This is a genomic window from Psychrobacillus sp. (assembly GCF_056205495.1).
In genome coordinates this window covers 1-2,529 of the sequence record NZ_JBAEAP010000385.1, presented here as the reverse complement: position 1 = coordinate 2,529, position 2,529 = coordinate 1, and the positions used below count along the sequence as shown (strand labels likewise).

Annotated in this window: 3 protein-coding genes; all 3 read right to left on the bottom strand. The window is 38.3% G+C overall.

What is annotated here, in order from left to right; translation table 11 throughout:
- Positions 1 to 35: 35 nt before the first annotated feature.
- The gene (locus AC06OU_RS11515; protein WP_475855910.1) at positions 36 to 1,100 is read right to left on the bottom strand and encodes a tartrate dehydrogenase; all 1,065 of its coding nucleotides are present in this window, start codon (positions 1,098 to 1,100) and stop codon (positions 36 to 38) included.
- A gap of 30 nt (positions 1,101 to 1,130) precedes the next feature.
- Positions 1,131 to 1,805, bottom strand: coding sequence for a GntR family transcriptional regulator (locus tag AC06OU_RS11510; RefSeq protein WP_475855908.1), 675 nt, complete (start codon positions 1,803 to 1,805; stop codon positions 1,131 to 1,133).
- Positions 1,806 to 1,863: 58 nt separating this feature from the next.
- On the bottom strand, positions 1,864 to 2,529 hold a 666-nt coding region (locus AC06OU_RS11505; protein WP_475855906.1), incomplete at its 5' end, for an NAD(P)-dependent oxidoreductase.

Sequence of the window (2,529 nt, the reverse complement as noted above, 5' to 3'; positions counted from 1 at the left end):
ATTTCCCCTTTCTTAGGAGTATTTATGTCGGTCTTTTAGGAATTCACGCCTTCAATTTTTGCAATAATAGCATCCGTCACCTCGGTTGTACTATGGTTTCCTCCAATATCAGAAGTCTTGATGCCTGACTGTAAAGTATGTTCAATCGCCTCTAATAAGATAGTTCCCATTTCTGTTTCTCCAAAGTGATCTAGCATCATTTTGGCTGTCCAAATTTGCCCAACCGGATTTGCTATTCCTTTTCCATAAATATCAGGAGCTGAGCCATGAACAGGCTCAAACATGGAAGGGTACTTGCCATTTAAATTTATATTGCCAGAAGGTGCAATTCCTATGCTTCCCATAATGGCTGCTCCAATATCACTTAAAATATCTCCAAAGAGATTACTAGCCACGACTACATCCAATGTGTGAGGTCTTGTGATGAAAAAAGCGGAAAGGGCATCTATATGCTCACTTTTAGTTGGAATATCCTGATAGTTTTGAGAAACCTCAGCTAATACGTCATCCCAAAATGGCATAGAGTGAGCGATTCCATTCGATTTGGTTGCACTCGTTAAATGACCATTTCTCTTTGTTGCTAGCTCAAAAGCATATTCCATAACCTGTAAAACAGCTTTTTTAGTAAAAACAGAGTTCTGAACTACTATTTCATCTATTCCTTGATGGATTCTACCGCCGCTACTACTATATTCACCTTCACTATTTTCTCTAACAATCATAATATCGAAGTCTCGTGGATGAGTTAATGGAGAAACTATTCCCTTAATATGCTTAGCAGGACGAATATTAATGACTTGTTCAAATTCTCTTCGAATTTTTAACAAGAGGCCCCCTAAGGAAATATGATCCTTTACGAGAGATGGGTCTCCTACAGCTCCTAAAAAAATAGCATCGCTTTGACTTAGCAAATCTAACCCATCATCCGGCATCATTTTCCCATGCTCAACATAATACTGCGAACTCCATGGATAATGAGTATAGTTGAACGTTAAGCCTCCATGAACCTTTGCGATTGCATCTAAAACTCTTAAAGCTTCAGGTACTACTTCTTTTCCTATTCCATCTCCAGGAATGACGGATATTTCTAACTGTTTCATTATAATTCCCCTTTCATGCCCACCTTTTACTTACTGTCTTCCACTCATTTCAATCATTTTTATTAAGTTATCTTTCGTTCTAAGAATATGTGTCTCGATTACATTCCTTAATTTAATAGGGTCATTTTCTTTAACAAACTTCACCATTAGACTATGTTCCTTATGAGATTCTGCTAGATGATCCACTAGGACACTTGGCGTATACGGTGGAATCCCTTTCCACAAAGTATCAATGTATCCTTTAATCCTTCTCCAAGGACATGCCTCTATAATTATTTGGTGGAAATTTGCATTCATTTTCATGTACTTTTCCATGTCTGTCTCGCTATGATCTAATTGAATCATCTGCTCATATAGTTCCTCTAAATCTCTAATGTCCTCTTCGTCTATAAAAGGTAGCGCCTTTACGGCAGCCTCTCCCTCTAGCATGGCTCTCAGCTGATAAATCTCTTCAATATCATCAATAGAAATAGGTGTGACGATTGCACCTCTTCTTGGCTCCATTCGAACGAGCCCTTCTACCTCAAGCTGTTTCAAGGCTTCTCGCAGAGGCATTCTACTTACCCCTAACTTCGCTGCCCACTCTTCTTGCATAAGACGGTCTCCCATCTTAAATTCTCCTCTTAATATTAAATCTCTTAATTTCGTAGTAACTTTAAACTGTAAGGTTGATCGATCTAACTCTGTAAGTTTTAATTTATCCATAATATGCTCCTTGGGTTTCCATAGTATCTTCCTAATATATTTGGAGTTAACAATGCATTTATGCTTTTATTTCTACATCAAACATTTCTTCTATGTGCTTTACTATAGTTGTATGGTCTTCGTTTCCTTTACCTTCTGACCAAGCCTGCTTCCATAATTGATAGGAGGCACTTGATATAAACATAGGTACCTTTTCATCTTCGGCCATACTCATCGCAATTTTTAAGTCCTTCACCATTAAATCTAGTGTAAATCCTACTTCGAAGTTTCTAGTTAGTACTTGGTTCGGAAATTTAAAATCACTCGAGAAGCTTTTTCCTGTGCTTGTATTTATCACGCTTAGCATCTTAGTTGGATCTAGACCAAGCTTTACACCAAGAGCTATTGCTTCTCCTGTTACCGCCAAGGTTGCTGCTGAAATCATATTGTTTAATGCTTTCACCGTGTGGCCTGCTCCAATATCACCTACGTGAATGACATTTTGCCCAATCTTTCCTAATAGAGGTTCAACTTCTGCAAAATTGGAAGCGTCTCCTCCAACCATTATCGACAGTGTGCCTTCCTCTGCTTTTTTTACTCCACCACTGACTGGAGCATCTATCATTCTAAATCCTGCATGTTTCATCATTTTGTTTATTTCTTTCGTTTCAGAGGGAATGGAAGTAGTCATTTCAATAAGTAAGCTATTTGGGCTAAACCCCTTCATCAATCCTTCCTCGCCAAC

Bases quoted from the DNA above. Each gene is read 5' to 3' on its own strand.
- AC06OU_RS11515 (WP_475855910.1), bottom strand. From the start codon at position 1,100: ATGAAACAGTTAGAAATATCCGTCATTCCTGGAGATGGAATAGGAAAA.
- AC06OU_RS11510 (WP_475855908.1), bottom strand. From the start codon at position 1,805: ATGGATAAATTAAAACTTACAGAGTTAGATCGATCAACCTTACAGTTT.